This window comes from Microbacterium sp. JZ37, assembly GCF_035188445.1.
GTDB classification, from domain to species: domain Bacteria; phylum Actinomycetota; class Actinomycetes; order Actinomycetales; family Microbacteriaceae; genus Microbacterium; species Microbacterium barkeri.
Genome location: NZ_CP045253.1, coordinates 3264189 through 3290142 on the forward strand (window position 1 = coordinate 3264189; position 25954 = coordinate 3290142).

Sequence of the window (25954 nt, forward strand, 5' to 3'; positions counted from 1 at the left end):
CGTCGGGAGCATGCCCCGCACCGCCCGCCGTCGCATCGTGTTCCTCGACATCGACGGGACGATCCTCGACCACGACGGGACCATCCCGCCCTCGACGCCCGATGCCATCCGCCGCGCTCGCGCCAACGGCCATCTCGTGCTGCTCGCGACGGGGCGGACGCCCTACGAGGTCGACGTGCAGGTGACCGACATCGGGTTCGATGGCATCGTCGCGGGCGCCGGCGCCTTCGTCGAGTACGACGGCGAGTGGGTCATCGAGCGCCTCATGCCCGAGGCGTCCTGCCGGAGGCTGCGCGAGGAGTTCGACGCGCTCGGGCTGGACTACGTGCTCCAGGGGCGCGAGTACTTCTATGCCACCGCGGGCATGCAGCGGCACCTGCGCCGTCAGCTCGGCGTCTCGGATGGCGAGGGCGTCTCGGATCGCGGGCTCGGCCGGTACCTCGGCGAGATCCCGCCGCTGCGCCACGATCGCACGGCGAAGGCCGTGTTCTCGGGCGACGACCTCGGGGCCTATGACGCCGTGCAGCGTGCCGTGGGCGCCGAGTTCACGGTCATCACGGGCACGATCCCCGGCATGGGCACGGCGAGCGGCGAGGTGTCGATGCCCGCGGTGACGAAGGGCAGCGCGATCCGCGAGCTGGTCGACCGGATCGGGATGGACCTCGCCGACGCGATCGCGATCGGCGACAACAACAACGATCTCGAGATGCTCGAGCTCGCGGGTGTCGGCATCGCGATGGGCAACGGCACGCTGCAGGCGAAGGAGGCGGCCGACGAGGTGACCGCTCCGATCGACGAGGACGGCCTCGCGAAGGCCTTCGCGCGGCACGGTCTCCTCTGACGCAGACGGAATAGGGGCGCGCCGACGGCGGTTCACGCCGGTGTGACGCTGCTGACCCCGCTCCCCGCACTGCGCGACGGCGATGCGCTCGAGCGCCTGCTGTCGTCGCTCGAGTGGGAGGTGCGCAGCACCGACCGGCTCCGCATCGAGCGGGAGATCGCTCTCGGCGCGGGCGACGCCGCGCTCGTGTACGTACTCGAGGGGGCACTGGCCCTGCCGCCGCGCGCCTACGACTGCGGCGCGCGCGACGGAGCGCCGCCGACGGAGCTCGTCGCGGGCGACACGCTTCTCTCCCTGGGCCGCGAGCCGATGCGGATCCGCGGCGACGGAGCCTTCGTGATCGTCTCGCGGCTGAGCGCATCCGAGTCCGTCCAGCGGCAGCTCGCGATCGTGCCGGATCTCGTGTCGGTCAGCGGATTCTCGCGCATCGAGCCCGCCGCCGCGGCGCTCGCAGCCCACCTCGGCCTCCCCGCGGTGACGAGCCCGTACGCCGGGGCGGCTCCCGTGATCTGCCGCCTCATGGCGACGACGCTCGCTCTCGCGACGCTGCGCGCGTGGGCCGTCGCCGGCTGCGCACCCGACGGATGGCCCGCGCGCACCGCGGATCCGTTCCTCGCGCGCGTGATCGAGGCCATCCACGCAGAGCCCGGGCGCGACTGGACGGTCGAGCGGATGGCCGCGATCGCGGCCATGTCTCGCTCGGTCTTCGCCGAGCGGTTCCGCTCGGTCGTCGGACGGTCGCCGCTCGGATACCTGACGGAGGTGCGCATGGCGGCCGCGCAGGACCTGCTCGCGGGCGGTGCCGGGGTCTCCGAGGTCTCCCGCCGCCTCGGCTACGCGTCGGACGAGGGCTTCAGCCGCGCATTCCGACGCCACACGGGCGTCACGCCGTCGGCGTGGCGTGCGCGAGCGCTCGTCCGCGCGTAGACGCGGCCGGGCCCCTACCCGCGACCGGCGAGACCGAACAGCACGGCGCCGAGGGCGACCGCGACGGCTCCCGTGATGTAGGCCGCGTCGACCCCCGCGGCGTCGACGAGCACCCCGCCGATGCCGGCCGCGAGCATGATTGCGAGCTGGAATCCCGCGACGACCAGGCCTCCGCCGGCCTCGAGTCGGTCGGGCAGGCGGCGGCCGATCCAGGCGTTCAGCACGATGAGCCACGCCGAGAACGCGACACCCCACACGACCACGGCGACGCCGACGACCGCGAGCGAGGTCGGCCACAGGATGACCGCGACGATCGGCGCGCCGACGAGCACCGGCACGGCAGCCGAGAGCAGGCCCAGGTGGCGGTCGACGATCACGCCGGTGACGACGTTGCCGACGAGCCCGCCGACGCCGAAGAGGGCGAGGAGGAGCACGATCGCCCCCTCGTCGAGCGGCGTGCGCTGGGGTCCCTCCGTGATCCGCTCCAGCGCGAGCCGGATGTAGGTGTACGCGGTGAAGTGGCCGAGAACCGTGAGCACGTGGCCGGCGAGGCCCAGTGCGATCCCGGGCCGGCGGAGCGTGCTGCCGAGGATGGCGAGGCTCGCTGCGCTCTGCGCCGGCACCTTCGGCAGGAGCACGCGGAGCGCGACGGCGACGGCGGCCGTGACGACGGCGGCGCCCGCGAAGACGGCGCGCCAGTCGGCGAACGTGCTGAGGAGCACGCCGAGCGGAACCCCGAGCACCGTCGCCAGCGACGTCCCGGCGGTCGTGAACATGACCGCGCGCCCGAGCCGCTCCGGGCCGGCGATGCGCGACGCCACCGTGAGCGACATCGACCAGAACCCGCTGAGCGCCGCGCCGAGCAGGACCCGCGACGCGAGCACGATGCCCAGGGACGGCGCGAGCGCGACGAGCAGGTTCGACACGGCGGCCGCGACCGCGAGCCACACGAGCAGGTCCCTGCGGTCGAGGCGCGGCACGAGGAGGCCGATCGTCGGGGCGACGAGGAATCCGACGAGAGCGGTCACGGTGACCGCCTGCCCCGCCTGGCCCGCCGTCACACCGAGGTCGCGCGCGAACTCGGTGAGCACGCCGTTCGGAAGGAACTCCGCGGTCACCAGCACGAAGCTCATGACCATCATCGTCACGAGCGCGCCGTAGCGGAGGCGCTCGCGCGGAGGTGAGAGGCGTTCGTCGACGGTCGGAAGCGAGGCGGTGTTCGTCATGCCCTCCAGCGTCGCGGAGCCCGGCGCTGGCCGCCCGACCGCGCGTCCGGGCCATCCGACCGATCGTCCGCATCCGCGTGGATGTGCGGAACGACGCACCAGATGGGCACCTCATGGGCAGAACTCCCCATCGCGGTTCGACAGAATGTCATTTCTGTGAAACACCTGGGTCTCTAGGTTGGGTTCATCCGTCTGCGCACGGCGACGACGCCGTGTCGCGGACATCCGGGCGCCGACCTCGCGGTCGACGCGTGAAACCTGGAGGAAGAGTGAAGTCACGCACCGCATGCGCACTGGGAGCAGCGATCCTGCTCGCCGGGGCGCTCGCACCGACGGCCGCCACCGCGGCACCGAGCGACACCGACACGGCTCCGCCGCTCGACCCGACCGTCCCCGCACAGCAGGACGACCGCCCCGATCCGCTCGCCGAGAAGCGCACGGCGGAGAAGATGCGGGCGGCCGAGCTGGTCGCGACGGGCCAGGCCGAGGTCACCGAGCGCGGCAAGGGGAAGAACAAGACCCGCGTCGTGGAGATCGCCCCCGATGACTGGGTGGAGTACGGCGTCGAGGAGACGGCCCAGCTGTTCTCGATCCTCGTGGAGTTCGGCGACACCCCGGACGAGCGGTTCCCCGAGGCCCCGGCCGCGGGTCCGCTGCACAACGAGATCCCGGAGCCCGCCGCCGACGACAACTCGACCTACTGGGAGGAGGACTTCTCGCGCGAGCACTTCCTGGAGATGTTCTTCACGGGCCTCGAGGACCAGGGCGGGGAGTCGTTCCGCGGCGTCTACGACGAGATGTCGTCCGGCCGCTTCGACCTGCAGGGCGACGTGTCCGACTGGGTCACCGTGCCGTACGCGGAGGCGTCGTACGGGCAGACCGAGTCGCAGGACGACATGACGCGCTTCATCCAGGACTCCGCGGACGCGTGGTACGCCGATCAGCTCGCGCAGGGCAAGACGCACGACGAGATCGTGGCGTACCTCCAGGCGTTCGACGTGTGGGACCGGTACGACCTCGACGGCGACGGCATCACGAACGAGCCCGACGGCTACATCGACCACTTCCAGGCGATCCACGCCGGCGAGGGCGAGGAGGCGGGCGCCCCCGAGTGGGCGATCTGGTCGCACCGCTGGGCGGCGAACCAGGCGGGTCTCGGCGTCGACGGACCGGCCGACCACCCGAAGGCGGGCGGCGTCCGCATCGGCGACACGGACATCTGGATCCGCGACTACACGACCGAGCCCGAGAACGGCGGCCTCGGCGTCTTCGCCCATGAGTTCGGGCACGACCTGGGCCTTCCCGACTACTACGACACCGACGGCGGCGACAACGGCACCGCCTTCTGGACGCTGATGAGCTCGGGCTCGTGGCTCGGGCACGGCGACGGCACGATCGGCACGACCCCGAACCACATGGGCGCGACCGAGAAGCTGTTCCTCGGCTGGCTCGACTACGAGACGGTCGAGGCGGGCGAGTCGGCGACCGTCGACCTCGGACCAGCCTTCCACGCGACGACGCGCCCGCAGGCCGTCATCGTCAACCTGCCTCCCGGCGAGCAGTTCGTCGAGACCGGGCCCGCGGCATCCGGCACGAAGTACTTCTTCTCGGGCAGCGGGGCAGGGCTCGACAGCACCGTCACGAGCCCTGCGTTCGAGGTTCCGGCAGGCGCCGCGCTGACCGCGCAGGTCGACTACGACATCGAAGCCGACTGGGACTACGCGTACGCCGAGATCTCGACCGACGCAGGGTCCAGCTGGACGCCGCTCGCGACCGACCACTCGACGACCGAGGACCCGAACGGGGCGAACCTCGGCAACGGCATCACGGGCGCGACCGAGGGCTGGACGGCCCTCACCGCCGACCTGGGGGCCTACGCGGGGCAGACCGCGCAGATCCGCTTCCGGTACGTCACCGACGGCGCGGTCAACAACCCCGGCTTCAAGGTCGACGACATCGCCGTGGGCGACGCGCTGTCGACCGACGTCGAGGACGGCGCAGCGGACTGGGAGCGCGCCGGCTTCGAGCTCATCGAGGACGGCGGGTACACCGTGCAGTACGACCACCGCTACATCGCGGAGAACCGCGTGTACGGCGGCTACGACGCGACGCTCGCCGAGGGCCCGTACAACTTCGGCTGGTCGCAGACCAACCCGAACCAGGTCGAGCACTTCCCGTTCCAGGACGGCCTGCTCATCTGGTACGTGAACGGGCTCTACGAGGACAACAACACCTCGGCGCACCCGGGCGGCGGCCAGGCCCTGCCGGTCGACGCGCGTCCGCAGGCGCTGACCTGGACGGACGGGACGATCGCGCGCAACCGCATCCAGACGTTCGACGCGACGTTCGGGCTCGACAAGACCGACAAGCTGTCGCTGCACCGCGAGACCGAGGAGGGCATGACCACCCTCGAGCTCAAGAAGCAGAAGCCGGTGTCGCTCTTCGACGACTCCGACCCGTACGCCTACTACGACGAGGCCAACCCGCAGAACTCGGTCATCGTCGGCGGCACGGGCACGACCATCCAGGTCGTGGGCGCTGACCGCCGCGAGGGCACGATGACCATCGAGGTCAACGCCGGGTCCTGACGACGGCACGACACCGAGGCCGGGTCGCCCCTCCGGGCGGCCCGGCCTCTCCGCGTCAGCGGGGCTGCGAGCGGGACACGACGCAGGAGAATCTCGCACACGTGCGCGCCCGAGGCACGTGATCCCGCGGATGGTCAGCGCGCGGTGGGAAGAAACTCCTGCGGTGTGTCCCGGGGCGGGAGACGGATGGCTCGGCTCGGAGCCCGGGCCGGCTCAGCCCTGCGGACGGCGCGGGTCGGGCCACGCGTCGGCGAAGCGGCCGAGGAGGTCGGCGAGCTGCGCGCGCTCCTCGGCGGTGAAGCCAGCCAGCGCCTGCTCGACGGCCTCCGTGCGCGCGCCGTGCGTGCGCGCCGCGATCGCGCGGCCCTCGTCGGTGAGCGCGATGAGCGTCCGACGTGCATCGGCAGGATCGGCCTCCCGACGAGCATGCCCCGATTCCACGACGGCCTGCACGAGCCGGCTCGCGCGCGGCTGATCGACGCCGAGGCGCTCGCCGATCTGCCCGACCGACAGCGGACCATCCGCCGTGGCGAGGATCTCCAGCAGCCGCAGACGTGCGATCGAGCGCCCGAACGGACCGCGCGGGTGATCGCCGTGCGGACCGCCGTGCCCATGGTGCGCACCGAGCGGACCGCCGTGCGGCCCGGCGTGGGGGCCTCCGAACGGGCCGCCGTGAAGCGGATGCCCGTGCTCGAACGGCCCCTCCCCGCCGCGGCGCCCGAGCCGCAGCCGCGCGAGGGCGGCGGCGATGCGGGCTGCGGGATCGGTCGGCTCTGCCACCCCTCTAAAGTACATGACACTTGACATGGAGATCCGATGCATGTCATCCTGCATATACATGCACGATGACATTGATTTGGAGACCTCCATGAACACCGACACCACACACCGCACCCCGCACGACGACGGACGCCCCCTCGGCTTCTGGCTGAAGGCCGTCGACTCCCTGCTCTCCCAGCAGATCGACGCCGCGCTCGAGAGCGAGGGCATCGACCACCGCGACTGGCGGCTGCTGAACGCACTCGCGGGCACGGTCGACGCGCCAGGTCTGCACGACCGACTCGCCCGCAAGCCCCACCGCGTCACGATGCTCGCCGAGCACGGATGGGTCGAGCTCGTCGACGGCGAGTGGACCCTGACCGACGAGGGGCGCACGACGCTCGATCGGCTCGCGCCCCGGGTCGCCGCCGTGCGCGAGCACGTCGCCGCCGCGGTCTCTCCCGAGGACTTCGCCACGACCCTCGCCTCACTCGAGGCCATCGCGCGCGAGCTCGGCTGGGAGGAGGGCAAGCCCCTGCCCCGCCGCAAGCGTCCCCGCGGCCGACACGGCCACGGCTTCGGCCCGCACGGCCACGGCTTCGGGCCCCACGGGTTCGGGCCCCACGGCCACGGCCACGGCCCGCACGGCCACGGCTTCGGGCCCCACCGCTTCGGCGCGCGCGGCTTCCACCACGGCCACCGCGACGCGTCGTGACGCGGTCTCCCTGCACACGGGCGGTCTCGGCCCCGGACCGTAGGCTCGAGTCATGAGCTTCGCCGAGACCTGCCCGTGCGGGAGCGGGCGGCCGTACCCGTCGTGCTGCGGCGCCCTCCACTCCGGCGCTCGCGTCGCGGAGACCCCGGAAGAGCTCATGCGCTCGCGATACAGCGCCTTCGCGAAGGGCGATGTCGACTACCTCGCGCGCACCTGGCACCCGCGCACGCGCCCCGCCGACCTCGCGCTCGACGACAGCACGACGTGGACGCGCCTCGATATCCTCGAGGCCGCGGGCGACGAGGTAGCGTTCGTCGCGCACTTCACGACGGCGGATGGCCCTGGCCGGCTCGAGGAGCGCTCCCGTTTCGCGCGCCGCGGCGGCCGCTGGGTCTACGTCGACGGCGACGTCGCCGGCTGAGTCACGCGCCGCTCCAGCCGCGCACGCGGTGCAGCCGCGCCGTCTTCGGGTAGGAGCCGCCGCGCCCGCCGACCTCGAACAGGTCGACGAGCAGGAACAGGGGGCAGTCGGGGGCCTGCGGGATCCGGCGCACGACCACGCCCTCGCATCCGATGACGGTCTCGCCCGCGCCCCAGATCGCGGTCCACGTGTGCGGTCTCGCGGCGTCGAACGGCAGCGTCACCTCGGCCATGTCGGTGCGCAGCCCCGGGTCGCCGTGGGCCTTGATGCCCGTGCGGGCGACGGTCGATGACCCCACAGCGTCCGCGTCGATCTCGAAGATGCAGATCTCGCCCGCGTCCTCTGCGCGCTCATGCTCTGTCCCGACGAGCCAAGCGGCGAGCATCGCGCCCTCATCCGTGCTCGCACTCACGGTGACCTCGACGCGGCCCGAGCGCGGCGCCCACAGCAGGCGCGCCGGTGTCTCGGTTCGAACCGTCAGGCCATCGGGGCGATGCCGATGCGTGCCGCGCGTCGACCCGAGCGGCCCCGAGAAGACCCCGGTCTGCAGATTCGAGACGCGCAGCGGGGCGTCCTCGGGGCGCCAGTCGAGCTGGTCCTCATCGATCCGGAGGCGCAGGCCATCCGCGGCGACGTCGAACCGCGCCGCGGAGCGGTCGGGCGTCGTCCAGTGCGGCAGGTAGTGCGCGACCCAGAGCGCAGGATCGGGGCCGTCGGCGAAGTCGTCCTCGACGTCGGGGCGACGCGACGGAGGAGGCGGCAGGGAGTCGCGCATCACGGCGCGACCTTAGCGCGAGCGGGCGACATCGGGCTCATCCGCCTTCGGCATACCGCGTCGCAGCCTCGGCGACCTGCCGCTGGTAGTCGTCGGTGTCGTTGTACGAGCGGATGGCGCCGATCCAGGCCTCGGGCGAATCGAGCGTCCCGTGCGCCTGGCAGAGGTAGCGTGCGGCCGTGGCCGCGGCGTCGTCGATGTCGTGCGGGTCCGTGCGGCCGTCGCCGTCGGCGTCGACGGCCCAGATGGCCCAGGTCTCCGGGATGAACTGCAGAGGCCCGACCGCGCGATCCCAGACCGCGTCCCCGTCGAGAGCGCCGCCGTCGGTGTCGGGGATGGCCATGGTGCGGTTCGTGCCGTCGAGCGGGATGCCGATGATCGCCGGACGGGCGACGCCGTCGCCGTCCACGGCTCCGCCCTCGAGCGCCCCGTGCCGGCTCTCGACCCATCCGATGCCGGCGAGCGTGTTCCATCCGACCGCGCAGCCGTAGGTCGCCCGCGCGCCGAGGTCGGCCGCCCCGTATGCCGCGAGCGCGCGTTCGGGGATCCCCTGCGACGCGGCCGTCGCCGCGAGCCACTCGGCGTCGACCGCGGCGCCGTCCGACGACGGCGTCGCGAGCGCGGCAGCCGAGGTGGGTGCGGGCCGAGTGGGCTCCGCGGGCCGCACGGCCAGGGCGATCAGCCCGACGAGCACGCCCGCACCCACGACGCCGCTCACGACGACCGCGGCGGCCTGCGTCGTGCTCCTCCGGCGCCTGCTCACGCCCTCAGCGTGCCGCAGTCTCCTGACGGTCCGCCCGGCGCCCGCCGTGCGATCACGCCGGCGCGCGCTTCGCGGCGGCGATGTGGCCGAGCTGCCGCCAGACGAGCAGCAGCGTGATGCCGGCGCCGCCGAACGCGAACCACCACGGGGCGGTGAGGCCCCACAGCTGCGCGATCACGCCGCCGAGCGCCTGACCCACGACCATCCCGCCGAACACGCACACCATGTTCAGCGAGCTCGCGCGGCCCTGGAGCTCGTTCGGCACCACCCGCTGGCGCACCGTCGTCGAGATCGTGCCCCACACGAACGCGTACGCGCCGAACACTCCCATGATGACGAGCGCGAGCCATCCCTCGGTCGTGAGCGCGAAGGCGAGGTGCATGACCACCTCGAGCGACAGGCACACGCGCATGAGCGTGGCGAACGAGACGTGCCGCTCGAGCCATCCGAACGCCATCGTCGAGAGCAGACCGCCCGCGGCGGATGCGGTCGTGAGCATCCCGTAGCCGACGGCGCCCATGTGCAGGTGCTCGGTCGCGTAGAGGACGAGCACGCCCCACGGCGCCGCCCACGTGATGTTGAAGACGAGGATGACGATCGCGAGCGTGCGCATGGGAGGGTTGCGCCACGTCCAGCGCAGGCCCTCCGCGATGTCGCGGCGGACGGGCGGATGGCCGCCCTCGCGCGGCGGGAGCGGCGGGAGGGCGATGCGCGAGACGAGGAGGATCGCGAGCAGGACGCAGACGATCTGCGCGGCGAACGGCCAGGCGGAGCCGGCGGCGAAGAGGAAGGCGCCGAGGGGCGGCCCCGCGAACTGGTTCGCGACGAGGTAGCCGCCCTGCATGCGCGCGTTGCCGACGCCGAGGTCGTCGTGGTCGACGAGCATCGGCAGCAGCGTGCTGCTCGCGGAGTCGGCGAACACCTCGGCGACCCCGTAGGCGAACATCGTGACGAGCACGATCCCGATGTTCACCGCGCCGGTGACGATGAACACGCAGAGCATCGCCACGACCAGCGCGCGGAGCGCGTTCGCGATCATGACGAGCGTGCGGCGGTCGAACCGGTCGGCGATCGCGCCGGCGTGCAGGCCGAAGAGCAGCCACGGCAGGTACTGCAGCAGGGCCGCCGAGGCCACGAGGAACGGGGAGTCGGTCAGCGACGCGACGAGCAGCGGCCCTGCGGCGAGCGCGATGCCGTCGCCGATGTTGCTCGTCCACGACGACGCGAGGAGCCATCGGAAGTCGCGCCCCATCCGCCGCGGCGCGACGATCTCACCCAGTGATGCCACGAGAGTCGATCCTGGCACCGATCGGCGACATGCGGGGCGCCTTCCTACGATGGGGCCATGGCCTGGCAGACGAAGCGCACGCGCACCGTGTACGAGAACCCGTGGATCCGCGTGCGGGAGGACGACGTCGCCCGGCCGGACGGCGGGGAGGGCATCTACGGCGTCGTCGAGCTGCGGCATCCGGCGGTCTTCGTCGTCGCGCTCGACGAGGAGGGCCGCGTGCTGCTCGTCGAGGTCGACCGCTACACGGTCGGACGATCGTGGGAGGTCGTCGCGGGCGGCAGCGATGGCGAGCCCGCCGAGCAGGCCGCGCGTCGAGAGCTGCTCGAGGAGAGCGGGCTCGAGGCGGCCGAGTGGATCGAGGTGGGGCGGATGAACGCGCTCAACGGCATCTGCGTCGCCCCCGAGACGGTGTTCCTCGCCCGCGGGCTCATGTCCGCTCACGACGCGGGCGCGCATCAGGCCGAGGAGGGCATCACCGCCTCGCGGTGGGTGCCGCTCGACGAGGCGCTGCGGATGTCCGTGTCCGGGGAGATCTCAGACGGCGAGTCGATCGCCGCGCTCGCGATGGCGGCGGTGCATCTGAAGCGGCTGTAGGTCAGGCCCCGCTCGCGCCCGCATCGCTCACCGACACGTCCGTCCGGTGGAAGTTCTGGAACGAGCGGGAGGCGGTCGGCCCGCGCTGCCCCTGGTAGCGGTTGCCGTAGGGGCCCGAGCCGTAGGCGTTCTCGGCCGCCGAGGTCAGCTGGAAGAAGCAGAGCTGGCCGATCTTCATGCCCGGCCAGAGCTTGATCGGCAGCGTCGCGACATTGGCGAGCTCGAGCGTGACATGGCCGGTGAAGCCCGGGTCGATGAAGCCCGCCGTCGAGTGGGTGATGAGACCGAGGCGGCCGAGCGATGACTTGCCCTCGAGACGGGCCGCGATGTCATCCGGGAGCGTGACCTGCTCGAACGTCGCGCCGAGCGCGAACTCGCCGGGGTGCAGGATGAACGGCTCGTCGGGCTTGACCTCGATGAGGCGGGTGAGCTCGGGCTGGTCCTCGGCGGGGTCGATGAAGGGGTACTTGTGGTTGTCGAAGAGACGGAAGTACCGGTCGAGGCGCACGTCGACGCTCGAGGGCTGCACCATCGCGAGATCGAGCGGGTCGAGCCTGATGCGGTCGGCGTCGAGCTGGGCCTTGATGTCGCGATCCGAGAGCAGCACGGTGCCAGCGTAGTCGGCCGCGGCCATCCGCCTCAGTGCGCGTAGCGCGAGACGCTGTCGATGCGGAACGTGACGCCATCCGGGACCGCCCCGTACAGCGTGACGTCGGCCGCACCCGTCTCGCCCGGCGCGATGTCGGCGGACCAGGCGATCGACGTCGCCGCCTCCGACCCGTCGGGGTTCAGGGCGGTGATGTCGATCGCGTACTCCATCGGCACGTCGGCGGAGTTCCGGACGCTCACGGGCAGGACGGGCTCGTCGCCGTCGAGCCTCAGCTCGCCGAGGGTCACGTCCTGCGCGAGGTCGTAGAGGCCGACGACCTCGAGCTCGACGACGTCGAACCGCGCGGAGTCGATGCCGGCGAGGTCGTAGTACGACTCGAAGCTCTCAAGATCGGGCACGGCGAGCGAGACGAGGAGCACGTCGCCTGTCTCGACGGGGCGCCCCTCGGGGTCGACGATGACCGTCTGGTTGTCGCCGACGTACTCGTACGCGGTCGCGGGCTGCCGTGCGCTGAGCGTGACGAGGTGCGCGGCGGCGTCGGCGGGCACGTCGGCCTCCGGCGTGTCGGGCGCGAGGATCTCCGCGTACGCGACGAACCCCTCGCCCACGTGCGCTTCGGGGGCATCCAGGATGGCCGCGAGCCGGGCTGCATCGACGGGAGGGAACTCGGATGGCTGCGGCACGGGCGGGGCGGATGGCTCGGCATCGGCATCGGCATCCGCGGTCGGCACGACGGGCTCGGGCTCGTCCGGCGCGCTGCTGATCCACGTCTCGACGGTCTCCACGACGACCGGCCACAGCCCGAAGAGCCGTGTCTCGAACGCCGCCACCACGATCACGACGAGGATCGGGAGGACGAGCCACCCGCGTCCGCGCCGTCGGGGTCGGGAGGGCTGCGGGGTCGGCGTGCGCGTCCCGCGACGCCGCATCTCGTCGAGAGGCGGGATGACGTAGGGCCCCTGATGCCCTTCGGGCACCGAGGTGAAGGTCTCGGTGTACCGGTCGTCGCGTCCCATGAAGCCGACGCTACTTGCTGTCGGGGGATCCCGGGGCGCCCGCAGCCCCTGTTATGCTGGCGGAGTCGCGTGCTCCACGCGCGCGGGGCTGTAGTTCAATGGCAGAACTTCTGCTTCCCAAGCAGACAGCGCGGGTTCGATTCCCGTCAGCCCCTCCACCTGGCTCGTTCTCCCCGAACGAGCGCGATCCGTCTCGCAGAGAGTTGAGCGCTCGATTCGAGCGCTAGAGACGCCACCGATCTCGGATGGCGAGAAACCGGATCGGCAGCTCGCGCAGCTCGACCGGGCCGTGGGGCGCCCCGCCGTCGAGCAGGAGCGAGTCACCCGGTTCCATCTCGTATTCGTAGCCGCCGTGTCCGTAGACCATGCTGCCCTCGAGCATGTAGAGGAACTCGGTGCCGGGGTGCTGGAACAGAGGGAAGACGTTCGACGCGTCGGTGAGGGTGACGAGGGTCGGCTCGATCGCGCCGGGGACATCCTTCAGCACGCCGAGCATCCGGTACTCGTGCCCGTGCTGAGTGCCGCTGCGGACGCTGACGCTCCCGTGCCCGGCTTTCGTGAACGAGGCCTCGCGGTCGCTGTCGCTTCCCCGGAACAGCGCGGTGACGGGAACTCCCAGCCCTTCCGCGAGCCGCTGGAGGGTGGTCAGGGAGCAGGATGTCGTTGCCGACTCGATGCGCGAGATCATCGCCTTCGACAGCCCGGTGCGGGCGGCGAGCTCGGCGGCGGTGTACCCGAGCTCGGCCCGGTATCGGCGCACCTGCTGGGCGATGATCGGCTCGAGGACGCCGCCAGGGTCGCCTTCGTCGATCGTCATCGACCCATCATATGGAGCCATCAGCCGCGCTTCCCGCCACCGCCTCCAGCGCGTCCGCGAGCGCGACAGCACCGTGATCCGCGTCCGAGTCCTCGACCAGCTCCTCGGGCGAGTGCGAGATGCCCGTGGGGTTGCGGACGAACAGCATGGCGGTGGGGATGCGCGAGGCGAGCACGCCCGCATCGTGGCCCGCTCCCGTGCCGAGCTCAGGCGCATCCGGCAGGGCGGAGCGGAGGCGGTCCCGCAGACCGTGGTCGAAGTCGACGGTCGGGCTGAGCGACTCCTCCTGCAGCGCCGCGGCGCACCCCTCCTCCGCTGCGACCCGGGTGACGGCGTCGCGAATCGATGTCACGAGCGCGGCGGTGACGAGGTCGTCCGGATGGCGGGCGTCGACCCAGAAGGAGACGCGCGAGGCGATCACGTTCGTGCCGCCGGGGACCGGCTCGATCCGTCCGACGGTGGCGCGGGCGTCGGGGATCCCCCGGGCGAGATCGCGGATCTCCACGACCGTGCGCGCCGCCGCCACCATCGGGTCCCTGCGATCGCTCATCCGCGTCGTGCCCGCGTGGTTGCCCTGGCCGTCGATCGTGATGCGCCACCGGCCGTGTCCCAGGATGGAGGAGCCGATCGCCACCGGCCGACCGAGGTCGACCAGCCCGCGGCCCTGCTCGACATGCAGCTCGACGAAGCACCCCACACCGGCAAGCGTCTCGTCGTCGCGGCCGACATGCCGCGGGTCGAGACCGTCGCGCCGCAGCACTTCGGCGAGCGTGTCCCCTTCGCGGTCGGTGAGGGCGAGGGCGCGCTCCGCCTGCACCCCGCCCGCAAGGAGACGGGAGCCGAGGCAGGCGAGCCCGAACCGCGAGCCTTCCTCCTCCGGGAACACGGCGATCGCGATCGGGCGCTGAAGGGCGAGGCCGCGGGCGCGCATCACGTCGATCGCGCCGATGGCGGACGCGACCCCGAGCGGGCCGTCGTAGGCGCCGCCGCCCGGCACGGAGTCGAGGTGGCTGCCGGTGACGACGGCGGGGCCGCTGCTGCCGGGAGGGCGCCACCACGCCCAGACGATGCCGTTGCGGTCGCGGTGCACGTCGAGCCCCCGCGCCTGCGCATGCCCCACGAACCACTCGCGCAGCTCGCGGTCGGCGTCGCCGTATCCGGGACGCGCGTACCCGCCGCGGGCGTCGACGCCGATGTGCGCGACCTCGCCGAGCAGGCGTGCAACGCCCGTCATGCGCGCACACCACGCGCCGACAGCGGGCGGAACCGTTCGGGCACCCGTGCATCGCCCTCGACAAGCCGAGCGGCGTGCTCCCCGATGAGCGGAGCGAACTTCGCCCCGTGGCCCGAGCACGGAGAGAGGATCGTGATCCCGTCCACCCTGTCGATCACGAAGTCCTCGTCGGGGGTGTTCGTGAACAGGCACGTGGACTCGGCGTACGGCTCCGGCTCGAGGCCGGGCAGGTGCTCTCGCACGTACGCGACGACCCGCTCACGCCGGGCCTCGTCGATCACGCGATCGTGCCACGCGGCGGACGGGATCGCCGGGCCGCCGTTGTACTCGGCGACCTTCTGCCCGCGGAAGCCGGCATCGCGTCCGCCCGGAAGCGCGTACACCCGGATGGGCGCGGTCTTGTGGATGATCGTGGGCCACTCGCCCACCCCATCGCGGTACGGGAAGTGGAACACCTGCTCCTGACGAACCTGGAGCGTCGGAAGGCCGCGGAGGACGCCGGGGCCGAGGCCGAGGCGCGGCAGCAGGTCGGGCAGCCAGCCGCCGGCGGCGACGACCACCTGCGCGGCCTCGACGATCTCGCCCGTCTGCGAGACGACCCGGTACCCGGACCCCCGGGGCGTCACGGCTGCGACCGACCAGCCGCGGTGCACGACAGCACCGGCCGCTGTGGCGAGACGCAGCATGGTCTGGACCGCGCCCTCGGCGTCGACGACTCCGGCGTCCCCATGCCAGAGCACCGGCCCATCGAAGGAGATGCCGCCCCAGCGCTCGGATGCCGCTGCCGCGGACAGCAGCTCGTGCGCGACACCCGCCACCTCGAGGACGCGGGCCAGACCCTCCGGGTCGCGCTCGGCGCCGTGGTCGAGGGCGCCGACGGGTGCGATCAGCCGCCGCCCTCCGTCGCGCTCGAGCTCGTCCCATCCGGCGCGGGACTCGACGACGAGCCTTGTGTAGAGCGGGTCGGGGTAGGCGTACCGGAAGATCCGGGCCGAGCCGTGCGAGCTGCCCCAGGGGTTGGCCGGCTCGCTGCGCTCGAGCACGGTCACATCGTGACCGCGGCGTGCGAGCTGCCAGGCGGTGGCGGCGCCGGCGAGGCCTGCGCCGATGACGGCGATGGAGGTGACGGACATGATGCTCCGGTTCGGATCGATGTCGGCTAGAGGGAGAGGGCGTCGCGCTGCGATTCGATGGTCAGGACGCCGAGCACGCCGCGTCCCGTCACGGTCCGCGGGCGCTCGGAGGGCAGGAACGCGGTGCCGTGAGGGAGAAGGACGCCGTTGTAGCGCACGTCGCCGGTCAGCACGACGACGACGCTGGTCTCTTCCGCCCGCACAGGGCGGCTCCCGTCGAACGCCGCGAGCGCCCATCGCGTCGTGGTCAGCGCGCGGGACGTGATGAGGTTGACGACCGTGGCGCCGAGGGCGGTCGGCGCCGGCACGACCCGCGCCTCGCCCGCGAACTCCACACCCTGACCCGGGTCGAGCCGATGCGCGCGTCCGTCGATCGTGAGGCCGAGGGGCTGGTCTCCCGCCACGAGCAGCAGCCGGTCGAGCCCCGGGAAGTGCGAGAAGCGGTGCGCGCCGCGGATGTCGGCGACGCTCAGGCGCCAGCCCAGACGCCGCGCGAGCACCCGGGTGACGCCGACGCCGTTGGACCAGGGTTCGGCGACGACGGAGCCGGGCGCGACGACATCGCTCTCGAAGCGCGCCGTCGCGCCCGGCTCCGCCCTCATGCGCGGCCCGGGACCCAGGAGGTTCCGGCCAGCGGCACGCCGGCCATCGCCGCGGATTCGACCGTGAGCGCGACGAGGTCCTCCGGCTCGAGGTTGCGCACGTGCGACTTGCCGCAGGCACGGGCGATCGTCTGCGCTTCCAGCGTCAGCACGCTGAGGTAGTTCGCCAGTCGGCGACCGGCGGCGACCGGGTCGAGCCGGGAGGCGAGATCCGGATCCTGCGTGGAGATGCCGGCAGGATCGCGGCCGTCCTGGAAGTCGTCGTAGAACCCTGCCGCGGAGCCGAGCTGCGCGTACTCGTCCGCGTAGCGCGGATCGTTGTCTCCCAGCGCGATGAGCGCGGCAGTGCCGATCGCGACCGCGTCCGCGCCCAGCGCGAGAGCCTTCGCCACGTCGGCCCCGGTGCGGATGCCGCCGGAGACGACGAGTTGGACGCCCGTGCGATGCACACCGAGGTCCTGCAGGGCCGCGACCGCCGGCCCGATGGCCGCCAGAGTCGGGATGCCGACGTGCTCGATGAACACCTGCTGCGTCGCCGCCGTGCCGCCCTGCATACCGTCCACCACGACGACATCCGCCCCCGCCTTCACCGCGAGCGCCGTGTCGTAGTACGGGCGCGATGCGCCCACCTTGACGTAGATCGGCACGCGCCAGTCGGTGATCTCGCGCAGCTCGGCGATCTTGATCGTGAGGTCGTCCGGGCCCGTCCAGTCGGGGTGGCGGCTGGCGGAGCGCTGGTCGATGCCGACGGGGAGGGTGCGCATGCCGGCGACGCGCTCGGTGATCTTCTGCCCCAGCAGCATCCCGCCGCCTCCGGGCTTGGCGCCCTGACCGAGGACGACCTCGATCGCGTCGGCCTTGCGCAGGTCATCGGGGTTCATCCCGTACCGGGACGGCAGGTACTGGTACACGAGCTTCGACGACTGGCTGCGCTCCTCGGGGGTCATCCCGCCGTCACCCGTGGTGGTGGTGGTGCCCATGGCGCTCGCACCGCGACCGAGGGCCTCCTTCGCGTTGCCGGACAGGGCGCCGAAGCTCATGCCCGCGATCGTGATCGGGATGTCGATCTGGATGGGGTTCTGCGCGTAGCGCGAACCCAGCACGACGTCGGTTCCGCACTTCTCGCGATAGCCCTCGAGCGGGTATCGGGACATGCTGGCGCCGAGGAACAGCAGATCGTCGAAGTGCGGCAGGGCGCGCTTGGCCCCCCAGCCGCGGATGTCGTAGATGCCCGTGGCCGCGGCGCGCTGGATGTCATGGATCGTCGCGCGATCGAACGTGGCCGACTCGCGCAGTCCGAGAGCGGACAGGTCGCGGGCGCGCGTCGGGCCGGCGAGGTCGGGGGCGAGGTCGAGAGTCATGATGCGGTTCCCTTCCGGCTCAGTACGCGCCGGCGTTGTCGACGTGGAAGTGGTAGAGCGTGCGTGCCGATCCATAGCGGCGGAACTCCGACGGGTCCTCTGGTCGACCGGCGCGCTGCAGCAGCTCGGCGACCTCGGCGATGTGCTCGGCGCGCATCTCCTTCTCGACGCAGTCGGCGCCGAGCGATGCGACGGTGCCGCGCACGTAGATGCGGGCCTCGTAGATCGAATCGCCGAGCGCTTCACCCGCGTCCCCGCACACCACAAGGCGCCCGGCCTGCGCCATGAAGGCCGAGGCGTGTCCGATGCTGCCGCCGACCACGATGTCCACGCCCTTCATGGAGATGCCGCAGCGCGCTCCGGTGTTGCCCTCCACGACGACGAGCCCGCCGTGCCCGGTCGCGCCGGTGGACTGCGACGCGTCGCCGGTGACATGCACCGTGCCCGACATGATGTTCTCGGCCAGGCCGACGCCCGCGCTGCCGTGCACCCTGACCGTGCCGCGCTGATGCATGCCCGCGAAGTAGTAGCCGACGTTGCCCTCGACCGTCACATCGAGCTCGCGGTCGATGCCGACGGCGACGTTGTGCTGCCCCGCGGGGTTCTCGATGAGCCACGACGTGCCCGATTCGGCGTCGTGCAGGCACTGGTTCACCTCGCGGACGGTGCGCACGGCCAGATCCACCACGGTGGCCTCCGCGACGGGTGTGATGATGCTCATCGGATCGCTCCTTCCGCGACGGTGAGGTCGGCGACGGGCGCCGAGATGCTCCAGGTGTAGACCACGCCGGGGTCGGGCTCGAAGATGCGGGCGCCCTCGATGCCGGGCAGGCCGGCGAGGGCCCGGTACTCCGAGGCCATGGCCACCCAGTCGTCGGTCTCCGCGATGATGGCGGGCTTGCAGGCGATCGGATCGCGCACGACAGCCATGCTGTCGGCCGTCGTGACGACGAGGGTGTAGAAGCCGTCGAACTCTCGACCGAGATCCTGCAGCGCGGTTCTCAGGTCGGCGCCCTGCTCCATCCGCCAGGCGATGTAGCGCGCGCCGACCTCGGAGTCGTTCTCGCTGTCGAACTCGACGCCCACGCGACGCAGACGCCCGCGGATGGTCGCGTGATTGCTGAACGAGCCGTTGTGCACGAGACACAGGTCTTCGGAGACCGTGAACGGGTGGGCGCCGCCGGCGGTGACCGCCGACTCGGTCGCCATGCGCGTGTGCGACAGACCCTGCACACCGGAGGTCGCCGTGAGACGGTAGAGCTCGGCGAGTTCCACGGGGTGACCGACGCCCTTCAGGACCGCCACATGCTCGCCGCGGCCGATCACGTGCGCGTCCGGCAGCGCGCGGGCGACGGCGTCTTCGAGCACGGCGGCGTCGGTGCGCGCGTTGATCAGGGTCGATTCGCCGTAGTCGGTCACCGTGACGTCGGCGTCCCCCGGAAGCACGGCGGCGATCGTCGCCGCCAGGACATCGGCGGACGAGCCCGTCTCGAGCACGGTCACGGTCGCCGTGCCTTCGGGCGTGAGCCGGTCCGATCCGTACAGCGCGAGCCCGGCCGAGTCGGGCCCGCGGTCGACGATCTCACACAGCATGCCGTGCAGCATCTGCCCGAGGCTTTCGCGCAGCTCGGGGTTACGGATCTGCAGTGCAGCGATCCCGCACATGGTCTTCTCCTGTCGAAGTGTTCTGAGGACGTGGTGGTGTTCAGTACGCCGTGAGGTAGTGATCGATCTCCCATTCGCTGACCGTGTTGTGCCAGCGCAGGAACTCCTCCTCCTTCGCGTCCGCGAAGTAGCGCCCGACGCCGCGACCCGCATCGATGGCGCCCAGCAGCGTCTCGTCACGGCGAAGCTCCTCGACCGCATGCAGCAGCGTGCGCGGCAGCTCCGCGGATCCCTCGCGCGATTGCCCGGGGCCGCACGGGTCGCCCGGATCAGCCGAGCGCTCGATCCCCTCGAGCCCGGCCAGCAGGGTCGTCGCGATCGCGAGATAGGGGTTCGCGGACCCGGCGCCCGCGCGCAGCTCGATCCGGTTGCCGTCCGGCACGCGGATGAAGTGGGTGCGGTCGTTGCCGCCGTACGTCGCGCGCCGAGGCGACCAGGTCGCGCCGGAGGCACTGGTCGTCGCGCCGCGACGCTTGTACGAGTTCACGCTCGGAGCGAGGAACAGCTGCAGCCCGGCCGCGTGGTCGAGCACCCCGGCGATGAACGAGTAGGCGGTGCCCGAGAGCCCCAATCCGCGGGAGTCCGCGGCAGAGGGGAACACCGGCGCATCGCCCTCCCACAGCGACAGGTGCAGGTGCAGGCCGCTGCCGGTGCGCTCCGTGAACGGCTTGGGCATGAATGTCGCCGTCATGCCGCGCTGCTCGGCGAGCACGTTGATGAGGTAGCGCAGCGTGATCACGCGGTCGGCGGTGACGAGCGCGTCGTCGTAGGCGAAGTTCTGCTCGAACTGACCCGAGGCATCCTCGTGATCGTTGGCGTAGTTCGCCCAGCCGAGCCGGTTCATCGCATCGCTCACGGCCGTGAGGTGCTCGTACATGCGGGTGAGGCCGCGCGCGTCGTAGCACGCGCGCTCTCCGTCTCGGCGGTCCGCCGTGACGAGGCGGCCCTCCTCATCCTTGTCGAGCAGGAAGTACTCGACCTCCGCGCCGACCTTGCTGCTCAGTCCGCGCTCGGCCAGCCGGGACAACGCGCGCTTCAGGATGACACGCGGCGCGAACGGCCAGGGCTCGCCGTCCACATGCGGATCGCAGTGGACGATCGCGAGACCCTCGCGGATGAACGGCACCGGCGTGTAGGAGTCCAGGTCCGGGATGGCGATGAGGTCCGGGTCCTGGGGCTTCTGCCCCACCAGGCCGGCGGCGAACCCCGCGAAGCCGAGGGCGCCGCCCTCGAGCTCGTCCGACGCGCTGACGGGCACGAGCTTCGCGCAGGGCTTGCCATTGAGATCGACGAACAGGGCAAGGATGAACCGCACACCATCGGCGAGGGCACGCTCCTTGAGGCTGGGCGTCGCCGGCGCGATGTCCGTGGCGAACGGGGTGGTCAGAGTCATGGGAGTCTCCGTGTTCGATGCCGGAAGTTTACCAACAGTGAAGCTGGTTCCCTGACATTAACCGTTCACGGATAACGGGCGCGTGCCGCACGTGTTGCAAGCACGTAAAAGCCCCGAGGAAACGCGAAACAGGCACTTCATGACAGCGAAACCCGCGCGCCGCCTCCTGTCCGTAAACCTTGTTGCATATCAGTCTCCCAAGCTCGCGCGGCCTCGCCGCGCACGAGAGGACCCTCATGGACAGCGGACAGTTCACCTGGGCGATCGTCGCGACCGCCCTCGTCGTCTTCATGACGCCCGGCATCGCGCTCTTCTACGGCGGGATGGTCAAGGCGAAGTCGGTGATCAGCATGATGATGCTCAGCTTCGGCGCGATGGGCGTCGTCGGCATGCTCTGGGTGCTCTATGGATTCGGGATGTCCGCGATCCCGGATGCCGAGGACGGATCATTCCCCGGGTTCACGTTCGCCGGCAATCCGTTCACGGAGCACTTCGCCCTCGCCGGCTACGACAGCTTCACCCTGATCACCGCCGCGTACGGCGCCACGTTCGCGATCGCGACGACCGCGCTCGTGTCCGGGGCGATCGCCGACCGCGCGAAGTTCGGCTCCTGGCTGGTGTTCGCCGCGCTGTGGTCCACGCTCGTCTACTTCCCCGTTGCCGGCTGGGTGTGGGGCGCGGGCGGCTGGGTGTTCGACCTCGGGGAGATCCTCGGACTCGGCGCCTCCACGATCGATTACGCGGGCGGCACCGCCGTGCACATCAACTCCGCCGCCGCGGCCCTCGCGCTCGCCCTCGTGCTCGGCAAGCGCATCCACTTCGCCAAGGGCGTGTCCAAGCCGCACAACGTGCCCCTGACTCTGATCGGCGTCGGCATCCTGTTCTTCGGCTGGTTCGGATTCAACGCCGGTGCCGAGGGCACCTTCGGCCTGCTCGGCCCCGACAACGCCGATGCGGGCGAGATCATCCTCAACACGCTGGTCGCCGGCTGCGCGGGCATCGTCGGCTGGGTGCTCGTCGAGCAGCTGAAGGAGGGCAAGGCCACCGCGGTCGGGGCCGGCTCCGGAGCCATCGCCGGTCTCGTCGCCATCACCCCCGCCTGCGCCGCCCTTGACCCCGGCTGGGCGCTGCTGCTCGGTCTGATGGCCGGGGCCCTGTGCGCCCTCGCGATCGAGCTCAAGTACAAGCTCGGCTTCGACGACTCCCTCGACGTCGTCGGCATCCACGGTGTCGGCGGCTTCCTCGGCTGCTGGTACCTGGGCTTCTTCGCGCAGGGCACGGGCCTGTTCACGGGCGGCGACCTCTCCCAGCTCATCGTGCAGATCATCGCCTCGGTGGGCGTGGCAGCCTACTCCTTCGCCGTCACCTGGCTCCTCGGGTTCGCGATCGAGAAGACCATCGGCTTCCGCGTCAGGAATGAGGACGAGATCGCCGGCATCGACACCATCCACCACGAGGAGGCCTACGCACTCGCGGACTGACGCGCGCCGGACGGCGAGCGTCGCGCCTCACCCCGCCAGGTGCCCCCACCGCGGCGCCAGCTCGCGCCAGGGGCCGACGGCCGCGACCTCGCCGTCGGACAGCACGACCACGCGATCCGCTCGGGCCAGCGCGGCACGCTTGGAGGTCGCGCCGATGACGGTCGCACCCCGATCGCGCAGCGCCTGCCAGAGCTCGATCTCCGTGCGCGCATCGAGCGCAGACGACACGTCGTCCGCGAGCAGGAGCTCGGCGTCGGCCGCGAGCGCCCGCGCGAGCGCGAGCCGCTGCACCTGCCCGCCCGACAGGCGCACCCCGCGGTGGCCGACGAGGGCGTGGGCGCCGCCCGCCTCGCGGACGTCCTCGCTGAGCCGGGCGCTGTCGATCGGGCCGTCGACGTCGCGCTCGTGATCGAGGCGCACGTTGTCGGCGAAGGTGCCGCTGAGGACGCGGGGCACCTGAGCGACGTGCGCGACCTGGCCGGGGCGGAGGAACTCCTGCGCATCGGCGATCTCGACGCCGTTCCACCGGATCTCGCCCGTGTGCTCCATGAGCCCCGCGAGCGCCGCGAGCAGGCTCGACTTGCCCGATCCGACCTGCCCGAGGAGCAGGACCAGCTCGCCTCGGCGCACCTCGAGATCGACGTCCGTCACGCCGAGCGTTCCGTCGTCGTGCACCGCGCTCACCCGGCGCAGCTCGAGCGCCTGCAGCGGCTCGCGGCCCGTCGAGGGCGGCTCGGGCGCGGTCCCCGCGACGAGGTCGACGCCGGGCACCGGATCGACGAGGTCGACGCCGCCCGCGAAGCGCGCGGTCGCCTGCTGCCAGCTGCGCGTGCCCGGCGCCTCGGTGACCACCGCTCCCGCGACGACGCCGAACCATCCGAAGCCCGTGACCGCGTTCGCGACCAGGAGGGTGGTCGCGAGATCCCAGACGCCGGAGAGGAACGCCGCCCATGCGGCCACCGCCCCGATGTGCAGGGCGACGATCGGGACGCCATCGAGGACGGCCTGCACGCGGTGCTCGAAGATCGCCGCGCGCACGCGGCCGCTGTCGACCTCCTGGAGATGACGGTGCACCTCCGGCGTGCGGGCGGCGAGCTTGACCGTGCGCGCGGCATCGAGAGCCGAGACGAGGGAGCGCCCGAACCGCGCGCGGGCAGCCGAGGAGCGGGTCGCCGAGCGACCGGCGATCGGCCGGCCGACGGCGGCCGCGAGCGCGGAGACCACCATGACCGCGAGCAGCACGCCGCCCGCGAGCCAGGAGCGCGAGACGAGGGCCGTGACCGCCGCGATGACCAGGCCGTTCACGAAGTCGACCCAGCGGTCGGCGTACATGACGTAGCGGTCGGCGTCCATCGCGCGCGCGACGATCTCGCCGGCGGGAGTCGTCGGCAGCCGGTGCTGGCGGGTCTGGCCGTACATGACGCGCATGCGGACGCGCAGCAGGTTCTCGACCCACCAGCTCGGGTAGAGGTAGATCGCCCGACCCAGCGCGAGCGGGCTGAGCAGCATCAGCACCACGAGCCCGAGGAGAAGAGCCGACGGCAGCTCGCCCGCCTGAAGCGCCTCCACGATCCGCCCCCAGAGGAAGCCGGTCAGCGCGCCCTGCGCCGCGGCGAGCGACGACACGAGGAAGAGCGCCGCGCCCGCGATGCCCCACTGGGGCCGGACGAACAGCACGTGCAGGATGCCGCGCGCGAGCGACGGCCCATCGCCGGGCTCCGAGAGCGCGGGCGGAGTGCCGGTGCGGCGCCGCGTGCCCACGCCGGCCGCGGCGTCGGGAACCGCCGCCGGGGCATCCGCCCCTGCGCCATCCGGCTGCGCGTCGGGCGCGGCGTCGTCGATCTGACCGTCGGACGCCGCCGCCTCGCGCAGGCGGCGGAAGGGGCCGTCCGCTGCCGCGAGAGCCTCGCGCGGCCCCTGCTGGACGATGCGCCCATGGTCGAGAACGGCGACGAGGTCGGCGCGCTCGATCGTCGTGAGGCGGTGCGCGACGAGCACGCCCGTCCGCCCCCGCAGCAGCCGCTCGGACGCCGCGACGACGCGCGCCTCGGTGAGCGGGTCCATCCGCGCCGTCGCCTCGTCGAGGACGACCACCTGGACGTGGCGGACGAGCAGGCGCGCGAAGGCGACGAGCTGCTCCTCGCCTGCGGAGAGCGCAGTTCCCCCCGGCCCGAGGGCGGTGTCGAGCCCGTCGGGCAGGCCGGCGACCCAGTCGGCGATGCCGAGCTCCGCGACGGCCGCCTCGATCTCGCGCCGGTCGACCGGCGCGAACAGAGCGATGTTCTCCGCGAGCGTGCCCGACAGGATCTCGGTGCGCTGCGTCACGACGCCGACAGCGGCGCGCAGCCTCTGCAGATCCAGGTCGCGCACATCGACGCCGCCCAGCAGCACGGTGCCGCGCGGCGGCTCCTGCGCGCGCGAGATCAGCGCGGCGAGCGTCGACTTGCCCGACCCCGTCCGCCCCACGAGCGCCACGGTCTGCCCGGCCGGCACGTCGAGCGACACCCCGGCGAGGGCGAACGCGCCCTCCTCATAGGCGAAGTCGAGGTCGCGCACCTCCAGACCGACCTGGCCGGGCGGCACGTCGAGGCCACCCACCGGCTCGGGCTCCACCTCGAGCATCTGCCGGATGCGGATGAGCGCGCCGATGCCCTCCTGGATGTCCGGCAGGTGGTGGACGAGGTTCGACACCGACCCGACGAGCAGGGCGGTCGAGAGGAAGAGCGTGACGAGCTGCTCCACGGGGAGGCTGCCGCCGAAGGCGAGCACGGCTCCGGTCACCGCGACGCCGCCCAGCAGGGCGTGCAGCAGCACCTCCGCCCGGTTGATGAGCCGCATCTCGAGGCCCGTCAGCGTGCGGAGCCGCGCGTGCACGACGGCCGAGATCTGCGCGAGGCGCCGCACCGCGAACGCCTGGCCGAGGCTCGTGCGGAGGTCGTTCCGCGCAGCGACCGCCTCCTCGAACGCGGCGGCGTGGTCGGTCCACGCCTCCTCCTCCGCGACCTTGCGCAGGGCGATCTCGCGCAGCAGCGGGCGAGCGACGAGCGCCACGATCACGCCGAGGACGGGGAAGAGGATCCACGCGGGCCACCACGTCGTGCTCGCCACGATCCACAGCGGCACGACGCCGACGAGGGTCCGCCCGGCTCCCCACAGCTGACGCCGCACGAGCGAGCCGACCGCGCGCGTGTCGTCGTCGACGCGGTCGAGCACCTCGCCCACCGCCTGCTCCGACAGCACCGCCAGGGGCTGGCTCATCGCGGCCGTGAGCAGATCGCCGCGCAGGCGCCCCTCGGCGCGGTCGACGACGCCGGCCCACAGGACCTGCCCGACGCTGTCGACGACCGCGCCGCCGACGACGCACAGGGCGAAGAGGAGCAGCGCGTCCACCGTGGGGTCGCCCGAGAGGCGCCCCGCGATCACGGTCCCCGCGGCCTGGCCGGTCGTGCCCGCGACGAGCAGGACGATCGCGGCGAACGCAGCGGGCCCGCCCAGCCGACGCCAGCCCAGTCGGCGCCAGGCGGGGCGCTCGGATGCGCTCCGCGCCGCGTCAGCGGGACGACGGGGGCCGGAGGGCGCGGGAGAATCGGGAGAGGCTGCGTCGGACATCACCGCCAACGCTACGGGCAACGACCGACAGGCGGGCGCTGCCGGGGCATCAGGGCAGGGAAACGTCGGCATGCCCCCGAGCGCTCCTGTTACGCACGGTTCCGACCACCGCCGCCGCGCGCCCTACGCTGAG

23 protein-coding genes and 1 tRNA gene are annotated in these 25954 nt (G+C 72.1%); 8 read left to right on the plus strand and 16 right to left on the minus strand.

All coding sequences use genetic code 11. The annotated features are described in order from the left end of the window. Window positions 1-10 precede the first annotated feature (10 nt). Both GC092_RS15085 and GC092_RS15090 read left to right on the plus strand, forming a co-directional pair. Complete coding sequence (locus GC092_RS15085) at window positions 11-841, plus strand: Cof-type HAD-IIB family hydrolase (protein WP_324013020.1); 831 nt, start codon at window positions 11-13, stop codon at window positions 839-841. A 42-nt stretch (window positions 842-883) separates the two neighbouring features. Beyond that, window positions 884-1768 carry a helix-turn-helix transcriptional regulator gene (locus GC092_RS15090; RefSeq protein WP_324013022.1) on the plus strand — a complete coding sequence of 295 codons (885 nt, stop codon included), beginning with the start codon at window positions 884-886 and terminating at the stop codon, window positions 1766-1768. 14 nt (window positions 1769-1782) lie between these two features. Here GC092_RS15090 and GC092_RS15095 read toward each other — a convergent pair whose 3' ends face one another. Next, window positions 1783-2994 (minus strand): MFS transporter, encoded by a 1212-nt coding sequence (locus GC092_RS15095; protein ID WP_324013024.1) that lies wholly within the window; start codon window positions 2992-2994, stop codon window positions 1783-1785. Window positions 2995-3263: 269 nt separating this feature from the next. On the opposite strand from GC092_RS15095, the gene GC092_RS15100 reads away from it, so the two are divergent. Continuing rightward, a complete protein-coding gene (locus tag GC092_RS15100) occupies window positions 3264-5582 on the plus strand; it encodes an immune inhibitor A domain-containing protein (protein ID WP_324013025.1) in 2319 nt (772 codons plus the stop codon). A 213-nt stretch (window positions 5583-5795) separates the two neighbouring features. Here the strand turns inward: GC092_RS15100 and GC092_RS15105 are convergent, their stop codons facing one another. Continuing rightward, window positions 5796-6389, minus strand: a complete 594-nt coding sequence (locus GC092_RS15105) for a MarR family winged helix-turn-helix transcriptional regulator (RefSeq protein WP_324013027.1) — start codon at window positions 6387-6389, stop codon at window positions 5796-5798. Between the two features lie 61 nt (window positions 6390-6450). Here GC092_RS15105 and GC092_RS15110 point away from each other — a divergent pair, with 61 nt between their 5' ends. Together GC092_RS15110 and GC092_RS15115 are read left to right on the plus strand one after the other, a co-directional pair. Continuing rightward, window positions 6451-7056 carry a MarR family winged helix-turn-helix transcriptional regulator gene (locus GC092_RS15110; protein WP_324013028.1) on the plus strand — a complete coding sequence of 202 codons (606 nt, stop codon included), beginning with the start codon at window positions 6451-6453 and terminating at the stop codon, window positions 7054-7056. A 52-nt stretch (window positions 7057-7108) separates the two neighbouring features. Next, complete coding sequence (locus tag GC092_RS15115; protein ID WP_324013029.1) at window positions 7109-7477, plus strand: YchJ family protein; 369 nt, start codon at window positions 7109-7111, stop codon at window positions 7475-7477. A gap of 1 nt (window position 7478) precedes the next feature. Here GC092_RS15115 and GC092_RS15120 read toward each other — a convergent pair whose 3' ends face one another. From GC092_RS15120 to GC092_RS15130, 3 genes are read right to left on the minus strand one after another with little or no spacing between them, the layout of a single operon-like run. Continuing rightward, window positions 7479-8252 carry a hypothetical protein gene (locus tag GC092_RS15120; RefSeq protein WP_324014929.1) on the minus strand — a complete coding sequence of 258 codons (774 nt, stop codon included), beginning with the start codon at window positions 8250-8252 and terminating at the stop codon, window positions 7479-7481. 37 nt (window positions 8253-8289) lie between these two features. Beyond that, complete coding sequence (locus GC092_RS15125) at window positions 8290-9015, minus strand: lytic murein transglycosylase (RefSeq protein ID WP_324013031.1); 726 nt, start codon at window positions 9013-9015, stop codon at window positions 8290-8292. Between the two features lie 52 nt (window positions 9016-9067). Then, window positions 9068-10303, minus strand: a complete 1236-nt coding sequence (locus GC092_RS15130) for an MFS transporter (protein WP_324013033.1) — start codon at window positions 10301-10303, stop codon at window positions 9068-9070. Window positions 10304-10360: 57 nt separating this feature from the next. On the opposite strand from GC092_RS15130, the gene GC092_RS15135 reads away from it, so the two are divergent. Beyond that, window positions 10361-10900 (plus strand): NUDIX domain-containing protein, encoded by a 540-nt coding sequence (locus tag GC092_RS15135; RefSeq protein ID WP_324013035.1) that lies wholly within the window; start codon window positions 10361-10363, stop codon window positions 10898-10900. Between the two features lies 1 nt (window position 10901). On the opposite strand, the gene dcd is transcribed toward GC092_RS15135, so the two are convergent. Further along, window positions 10902-11507, minus strand: a complete 606-nt coding sequence (gene dcd / locus GC092_RS15140; RefSeq protein WP_271174620.1) for a dCTP deaminase — start codon at window positions 11505-11507, stop codon at window positions 10902-10904. Window positions 11508-11539: 32 nt separating this feature from the next. Further along, window positions 11540-12526, minus strand: coding sequence for a hypothetical protein (locus GC092_RS15145; RefSeq protein ID WP_324013036.1), 987 nt, complete (start codon window positions 12524-12526; stop codon window positions 11540-11542). An 84-nt stretch (window positions 12527-12610) separates the two neighbouring features. On the opposite strand from GC092_RS15145, the gene GC092_RS15150 reads away from it, so the two are divergent. Further along, window positions 12611-12684, plus strand: a tRNA-Gly gene (locus tag GC092_RS15150). A 65-nt stretch (window positions 12685-12749) separates the two neighbouring features. On the opposite strand, the gene GC092_RS15155 is transcribed toward GC092_RS15150, so the two are convergent. Genes GC092_RS15155 through glnT form a run of 8 tightly spaced genes read right to left on the minus strand, consistent with a single transcriptional unit; the run spans window position 12750 to window position 20731 of the window. Next, entirely contained in the window at window positions 12750-13343 is a 594-nt protein-coding gene (locus tag GC092_RS15155; protein ID WP_324013038.1) for a type II toxin-antitoxin system RelB family anti-toxin, read from the minus strand. Between the two features lie 7 nt (window positions 13344-13350). Next, window positions 13351-14577 carry an allantoate amidohydrolase gene (locus GC092_RS15160; protein WP_324013040.1) on the minus strand — a complete coding sequence of 409 codons (1227 nt, stop codon included), beginning with the start codon at window positions 14575-14577 and terminating at the stop codon, window positions 13351-13353. Next, the gene (locus GC092_RS15165) at window positions 14574-15710 is read right to left on the minus strand and encodes an FAD-dependent oxidoreductase (protein WP_324013042.1); all 1137 of its coding nucleotides are present in this window, start codon (window positions 15708-15710) and stop codon (window positions 14574-14576) included. Before GC092_RS15165 ends, GC092_RS15160 begins: the two co-directional genes overlap by 4 nt. 26 nt (window positions 15711-15736) lie before the next feature. After that, the gene (locus GC092_RS15170) at window positions 15737-16312 is read right to left on the minus strand and encodes a HutD family protein (RefSeq protein WP_324013043.1); all 576 of its coding nucleotides are present in this window, start codon (window positions 16310-16312) and stop codon (window positions 15737-15739) included. Further along, on the minus strand, window positions 16309-17673 hold the full coding sequence (locus tag GC092_RS15175) for an FMN-binding glutamate synthase family protein (protein ID WP_324013044.1): 1365 nt from the start codon (window positions 17671-17673) through the stop codon (window positions 16309-16311). The genes GC092_RS15170 and GC092_RS15175 overlap by 4 nt, the downstream gene beginning before the upstream one ends. Before the next feature lie 19 nt (window positions 17674-17692). After that, window positions 17693-18394 (minus strand): GltB/FmdC/FwdC-like GXGXG domain-containing protein, encoded by a 702-nt coding sequence (locus GC092_RS15180; RefSeq protein WP_324013045.1) that lies wholly within the window; start codon window positions 18392-18394, stop codon window positions 17693-17695. Then, a complete protein-coding gene (locus GC092_RS15185; protein ID WP_324013046.1) occupies window positions 18391-19338 on the minus strand; it encodes a class II glutamine amidotransferase domain-containing protein in 948 nt (315 codons plus the stop codon). The genes GC092_RS15180 and GC092_RS15185 overlap by 4 nt, the downstream gene beginning before the upstream one ends. A gap of 40 nt (window positions 19339-19378) precedes the next feature. After that, window positions 19379-20731 (minus strand): type III glutamate--ammonia ligase, encoded by a 1353-nt coding sequence (glnT, locus tag GC092_RS15190; protein WP_324013047.1) that lies wholly within the window; start codon window positions 20729-20731, stop codon window positions 19379-19381. Window positions 20732-20967: 236 nt separating this feature from the next. Between glnT and GC092_RS15195 the strand changes: the two genes are divergently transcribed. Continuing rightward, a complete protein-coding gene (locus GC092_RS15195) occupies window positions 20968-22212 on the plus strand; it encodes an ammonium transporter (RefSeq protein ID WP_324013049.1) in 1245 nt (414 codons plus the stop codon). 27 nt (window positions 22213-22239) lie between these two features. On the opposite strand, the gene GC092_RS15200 is transcribed toward GC092_RS15195, so the two are convergent. Then, on the minus strand, window positions 22240-25821 hold the full coding sequence (locus GC092_RS15200; protein WP_324013051.1) for an ATP-binding cassette domain-containing protein: 3582 nt from the start codon (window positions 25819-25821) through the stop codon (window positions 22240-22242). Window positions 25822-25954 lie beyond the last annotated feature (133 nt).